The 5,718-nt window shown below is 59.1% G+C and carries 5 protein-coding genes and 1 tRNA gene; 2 read left to right on the forward strand and 4 right to left on the reverse strand.

Annotation, left to right across the window (positions count from 1 at the left end; genetic code table 11):
- Nucleotides 1–454: 454 nt before the first annotated feature.
- A complete protein-coding gene (gene glnA / locus Q0M35_RS16720; protein WP_295317405.1) occupies nucleotides 455–1,858 on the reverse strand; it encodes a type I glutamate--ammonia ligase in 1,404 nt (467 codons plus the stop codon).
- A gap of 48 nt (nucleotides 1,859–1,906) precedes the next feature.
- Nucleotides 1,907–2,245, reverse strand: a complete 339-nt coding sequence (locus tag Q0M35_RS16725) for a P-II family nitrogen regulator (RefSeq protein ID WP_169640746.1) — start codon at nucleotides 2,243–2,245, stop codon at nucleotides 1,907–1,909.
- A 165-nt stretch (nucleotides 2,246–2,410) separates the two neighbouring features.
- On the opposite strand from Q0M35_RS16725, the gene Q0M35_RS16730 reads away from it, so the two are divergent.
- Complete coding sequence (locus Q0M35_RS16730) at nucleotides 2,411–4,072, forward strand: NAD(P)H-hydrate dehydratase (protein ID WP_295317406.1); 1,662 nt, start codon at nucleotides 2,411–2,413, stop codon at nucleotides 4,070–4,072.
- On the opposite strand, the gene Q0M35_RS16735 is transcribed toward Q0M35_RS16730, so the two are convergent.
- Nucleotides 4,060–4,563 carry a Hint domain-containing protein gene (locus tag Q0M35_RS16735; RefSeq protein WP_295317407.1) on the reverse strand — a complete coding sequence of 168 codons (504 nt, stop codon included), beginning with the start codon at nucleotides 4,561–4,563 and terminating at the stop codon, nucleotides 4,060–4,062. The genes Q0M35_RS16730 and Q0M35_RS16735 overlap by 13 nt on opposite strands.
- A gap of 149 nt (nucleotides 4,564–4,712) precedes the next feature.
- Between Q0M35_RS16735 and Q0M35_RS16740 the strand changes: the two genes are divergently transcribed.
- A tRNA-Leu gene (locus tag Q0M35_RS16740) sits at nucleotides 4,713–4,797 on the forward strand.
- A gap of 107 nt (nucleotides 4,798–4,904) precedes the next feature.
- Here Q0M35_RS16740 and Q0M35_RS16745 read toward each other — a convergent pair.
- Nucleotides 4,905–5,718 (reverse strand): tyrosine-type recombinase/integrase (locus tag Q0M35_RS16745; protein WP_295317408.1); only part of this gene is annotated, 814 nt, incomplete at its 5' end.

The raw sequence follows: 5,718 nt of genomic DNA on the forward strand, positions 1-5,718 counted from the left end.
GACCGGTATCGTGAGCGCCGCGATGAGAAACACGGATGATAATGTGAACAGAAAGACAAGCATGCGCGCAGGGCTTCACCATTGATCGGACGTCCGGACAGGCCGGGGTGATTGTTACCCTAATTAAAAATAATGACCATTTTCGGGCGTTTTTGTCCGCGGTTCATGACGCGGGCTCAGCTCTCGCAGTGCTGATGTGGCCCTGCGATCGCCATGAGCGGTACAGTCACCTGGCGCCGGACCTGGGCAGGTGGCCGCCCGCACATCCGGGATCCGTGCTGCCGCCAGCCACTCTCTGAGAAAATGTCATGATTACAGTTATTTGCCATAACTTGTTTAACCTGTGCAACAAGGGAGATGGCCTTATCTGATCCCACAAACGCAAACGGACGCCCCGGTGAGGAGCGTCCGTTGAAACCTGTGGCCGGGTACGCCGGAGCGCGCCCGGAACAGTTCAGCAGCTGTAGTACATTGCGAACTCAACCGGGTGTGGTGTGTGCTCGTAACGCTCGATCTCTTCCATTTTCAGGTCGATGTAGCCTTCGATCTGATCTTCGGTGAAGACATCGCCTTTGAGCAGGAAGCCCATGTCGGCTTTGAGCTCTTCTATCGCTTCGCGCAGGGAGCCGCAGACGGTCGGAATGCCGGCCAGCTCTTCGGCGGGAAGGTCATAGAGGTTCTTGTCCATCGCCTCTCCGGGATCGATCTTGGACATGATGCCGTCAAGACCGGCCATCAGCAGAGCCGCAAAGCACAGATAGGGGTTGGCGCTCGGATCGGGGAAACGGGCCTCGACGCGCTTGGCTTTGGGGCTTTCTGTCCACGGGATCCGCACGCAGCCCGAGCGGTTACGCGCGGAATAGGCGCGCAGCACAGGCGCTTCAAACCCGGGGATCAGACGCTTGTAGCTGTTGGTGCCGGGATTGGTGAAGGCATTCAGCGCTTTTGCGTGCTTGAGAATACCACCGATGAAATAGAGCGCTTCCTGGCTCAGATCGGCGTATTTATCGCCAGCGAAAACCGGCTTGCCGTCTTTCCAGATCGACATGTTCACGTGCATGCCGGTGCCGTTGTCGCCAGCGATGGGCTTGGGCATGAAGGTCGCGGATTTGCCGTAGGCATGGGCCACGTTGTGGATCACGTATTTATACTTCTGCAGCTCGTCGGCTTGTTTTGTCAGGCTGTCAAAGATCAGACCAAGCTCGTGCTGGCACGAGGCCACCTCGTGGTGGTGCTTGTCCACTTTCATGCCCAGACGCTTCATCGTTGAAAGCATCTCGGAGCGCAGGTCCTGGGACTCGTCGGTCGGGTTTACCGGGAAGTAACCACCCTTGATGCCCGGACGGTGGCCCATGTTGCCCATTTCGAACTCGGCATCGGTGTTCCAGGAGGCGTCTACCGCGTCCACTTCATAGGACACTTTGTTCATCGTGGTGGAATAGCGCACGTTGTCGAAGAGGAAGAATTCAGCTTCCGGACCCATATAAGCCACATCGCCGACACCGGTGGATTTCAGGTACTCTTCGGCTTTCTGTGCGGTGCCGCGCGGATCACGGTCATAGGCCTCGCCGGTGTCCGGCTCGACAACCGAGCAATGCAGGCAGACTGTCTTTTCGGCATAGAAGGGATCGATATAGGCGCTGTCAGTGTCGGGCATCAGCTTCATGTCCGAGGCTTCAATCGATTTCCAGCCTTCAATGGAAGAGCCGTCAAACATGAACCCCTCCTCAAGGAAGTCCTCATCGACCTGATCGGCCATCACGGTGACGTGCTGCAGCTTGCCGCGCGGGTCAGTAAAGCGGATGTCGACATAGGCCACATCTTCATCGGCGATCATCTTGAGTAGTTCTTTGCTCATTCTCGGATATCCCTCTTTGTTGGAATGATTAGGTGTACGGCGGCGCGGTCAGAGCGCGTCGGAGCCTGTTTCGCCTGTGCGGATGCGGATCGTCTGCTCGACCGGTGTTACGAAAATCTTGCCATCGCCGATTTTCTCGGTTTTAGCGGCGGCCACGATGGCCTCGATGGCGCTGTCGACCATGTCATCATCAAGCACGATCTCGATCTTCACCTTCGGCAGGAAATCGACGACGTACTCTGCGCCGCGGTAAAGCTCGGTATGGCCTTTCTGACGGCCGAACCCTTTGACTTCGATGACGGAAAGGCCCTGGATGCCCACTTCCTGCAGAGCCTCCTTTACTTCATCGAGTTTGAACGGTTTGATAACCGCTTCTATCTTCTTCATGCTGGCCTCCCTTGCCGCAGTTCATCCCGGACAGACCATTTCGGGCTGTCAGGGTCCATGAACAGGGGTAAACTGCTTCTGCACCCGGATCAATTTGATCAGCGTGCGATTAAGAAATAAACATTATGCACAAAAAACAGGCAAAAATGAATCCCGAGCGCCGACATGACTGAACTGCTGACCGCGCGGCAGATGCGGGATCTGGAACAGGCGGCTATTGATGCCGGTACCGTAACGGGTGCCGGGATGATGGAAAAAGCCGGGCAGGGTGTTGTGTCCGGGCTTCTGGCACGCTGGCCGGACCTGCGGATAAAACCCCACCGGGCGCTGGTGCTCTGCGGGCCCGGCAATAACGGCGGCGACGGGTTCGTTATCGCGCGTCTGCTGATCAAAGCCGGCTGGCGCGCGGATGTTTTTCTCTCCGGTGATCCTGACAGGCTGCCGCCCGATGCCCGGGGCAATTATGACCGGCTGACCGCACTTACGGACGTGCATGACTGGAATAGTGAGGCGATCCGCAACGGCGCGCGCCCGGATGTGATTATCGATGCTGTTTTCGGCACCGGGCTGACGCGACCGCTGCCGCGGGACATCGCGGAGGTGCTGGGCGCACGCGGGTGCCGCCGGTGGAAACAAAGCTATGACATCGCGCGGGTCGCGGTGGACTGTCCGTCCGGGCTGAACCTCGACAATGGTATGCTGCCCTTTAACGGAGACCCCGAGGACGAGGATTTCAACCCCTGGCCGCAGTTTGTGAACAGTGCGGACCTGACGGTGACGTTTCACAGCCCCAAGGCGGGCCATTACCTTGGTATGGGGCCGCTGATCTGCGGCCGGATTGCTGTGGTGGATATCGGGCTCAGGGGCGAGGCAGGGGAGCGCTCGATGGTCGGCCAGCCCCCCTGTCCTGAACGCACGCGCCTGGCAGAACCGAAGTTTGCGGGCCGGCCGGTGCGTCGCTGGCCGGGTATGGTTCTGACGAAAAACAGATTTGCAGGACATAAATACGACTACGGCCATGTGATCGCTTTTGCCGGCGGCGTCGGGCGCGGCGGGGCCGGTCGCCTTGCGGCCCGGGCGGCATTGCGCATCGGGGCAGGGCTGGTGACGCTGGTCTGTCCGAAAGCCGCAGTGATGGAAAACGCGATGCACCTCAATGCGGTCATGCTGCGCGGACTGGACGATCCACAGGACCTCGCGCAGGTCGCGGACGACCGTGTGACGGCATTTTGTGTCGGGCCGGGGCTGGGAACCGGGGCGCGCACCCGCGCGCTTGTCGCTCAGGTGCTGGCGCGCGCAGAAGGTGTTCGCGACTGGCGCCCGCCTGCCGTGGTGCTGGACGCCGATGCGCTCACGAGCTTTGCCGATGACCCGGACGCGCTCTTTGCCATGACCCATGCGCGCACCATTCTGACGCCGCATGAGGGCGAATTCGCACGCCTTTTTCCGGATCTTTCGCAGAGCGCACGCGGGGATGCCTCAAAGATCGATGTGGCCCGCCGTGCGGCGGCGCGGGCGGGATGCGTCGTGCTGCTGAAGGGGCCCGATACTGTTATTGCCGCACCGGACGGCGGAGCCACCGTCCATGCGGCAGCCTATGATCGCCGGGCGCCCTGGCTGGCAACAGCAGGCGCGGGAGACGTGCTCGCCGGTATGATTGCCGGGATCGCGGCCGGGCCGGTCTCGCCGGATCTGATTGTCTGTGCAGAGGCTGCAACCTGGTTGCACACCGAGGCCGCTCGTGTCTTTGGCCCGGGTCTCATCGCTGAGGATCTCAGTGAAATGCTGCCGCAGGTGTTGCGCGGTCTGCAGGATCAGCCGGAATAACGGTGCCGCTGCGCGCGCAGGCTGTCCGCTGTTCCAAGCTCCATCCCGCCTGCATATATAACCGAGGGTTCCGCGCAGCGGATCCGGTACAGCGTGACGGGAAACTGACCCAGATCACGCACAAACTCACCATCGGCAAGATCGCCGGCGCGCACCAGCGCCTCATCCGCCCCGCCGAACGCCCGCGCGCGCCAGTCACGCAACAGCACTGGCTGCCCCGCGCTCAGGAGGGTGTCTGTGGTCCGGGATGAATGCCCGAGCGACCCTGCGATGACATAAACAACACGGGTCACAGCGCTGATGACCTCAATGCTTTGCACGGCAGCACTCCCGCTCCCGCGGGTGATGATCTGATCTCCACAGCGCAGATGTTGCACAGGGATCTGTCCGTGCAACGTCAGAACCGCCGTGCCATGTACAAGGCCGGCAACCTCCTGGCGGCTGTCTGCAGCCCTGCGCGCGAAATGCTGAGGAAGAGATGTTCGCTGCATGCTGCCCCGCAGAATCGTTACCTGAAACCGGTCATAACAACGCGATCAAACCATGCAGAGGGATAATATCTGCTTAACCGCCGTGTCTTTTCTCTTGCTACTGCAGTGCTGGTTTGGCAGGAACCGCGACAGGCCGCTTGCGGCCCTTTGCGGGTGTGGCGAAATTGGTAGACGCACCAGATTTAGGTTCTGGCGCCGCAAGGCGTGGGGGTTCAAGTCCCTCCACCCGCACCACATTGTTTTCAAATTCTTTTTTGTCATTGTGCCACTCTTTCTTCTCATGCCTGTTTTGAAAGTTTCGCAGTTAGTTTCGCAGTTTCTTGTTCTGTACTTGTTCCGTTCTACCGATTCCGCTTTTGTTGCGCGCGCTTTGAAGCTGCTCGCTGATCTCGCTGCGCCCTGTACTTTCTCACCATCTCGAGTGTTTTGTGGCCGGTCACGGCCTGTACTTCATCGTCGCTGCACCCGGCGTCAGAAAGCTGCACAGCCGCTGTGTAGCGCCATCCGTGCGGCACAAGACGGCCAGGGCCATCCATGATGCACAGTGCGCGCCGCACATCTTCAACGGCCTTTTGTGCAGCCCGCTTCGCTTTGTGCTCGGTCAGATTTTTGGCGAGGATGTGCCGTCCTGTTTTGGGCAGGCTGCTAAGATATAATTGCAGACGTTCAGGGCAGTAGATCGACAATTTAGTGCCGGTCTTTTCCTGCGTAACGGTCATATATTCGCCATCGAAGTCTTTCCACTCCATCTGGACGCAGTCGCCGATTCGCTGACCGGTCCCGATAGCCAGTTCATAGATCGTCCGCGCAGTCGCCAGATTGTGGCGGTCGCAGTAGCGTTCGTAAGCCGCCAGTTTATCGTCTGGCCAAGGCTCGTATTCGCCGCCCTTGAGTTTTACAATATCAACCACAGGGTTGCGATCTATCCACTCAATATCGACCGCGAACTTGCACAGTATCGACAAAACGGCCAGGCGTTCATTTGCTTTGGACCAGTTATCTTGCAGCGCGGACTGAACCTTCAGTGCATCCTTGCGTCGGAAGCTCGTCATGTCTTTGTCACCGTTTTTCTCACGAATATCTTCGCAGTGCCTTCGATAGTTCTGCTGCGTACCTTTGGCCTTGTTCTGAAAGGCCGGCGACCTGTAATAAGCG

The organism is Roseobacter sp. (genome assembly GCF_024639605.1).
GTDB lineage: Bacteria > Pseudomonadota > Alphaproteobacteria > Rhodobacterales > Rhodobacteraceae > Roseobacter.

What these genes read in the sequence shown, in the direction of transcription:
- Q0M35_RS16725 (WP_169640746.1), bottom strand. Translation starts at nt 2,245, where the DNA reads ATGAAGAAGATAGAAGCGGTTATCAAACCGTTCAAACTCGATGAAGTA.
- Q0M35_RS16735 (WP_295317407.1), bottom strand. Translation starts at nt 4,563, where the DNA reads ATGCAGCGAACATCTCTTCCTCAGCATTTCGCGCGCAGGGCTGCAGAC.
- Q0M35_RS16730 (WP_295317406.1), top strand. Translation starts at nt 2,411, where the DNA reads ATGACTGAACTGCTGACCGCGCGGCAGATGCGGGATCTGGAACAGGCG.
- glnA (WP_295317405.1), bottom strand. Translation starts at nt 1,858, where the DNA reads ATGAGCAAAGAACTACTCAAGATGATCGCCGATGAAGATGTGGCCTAT.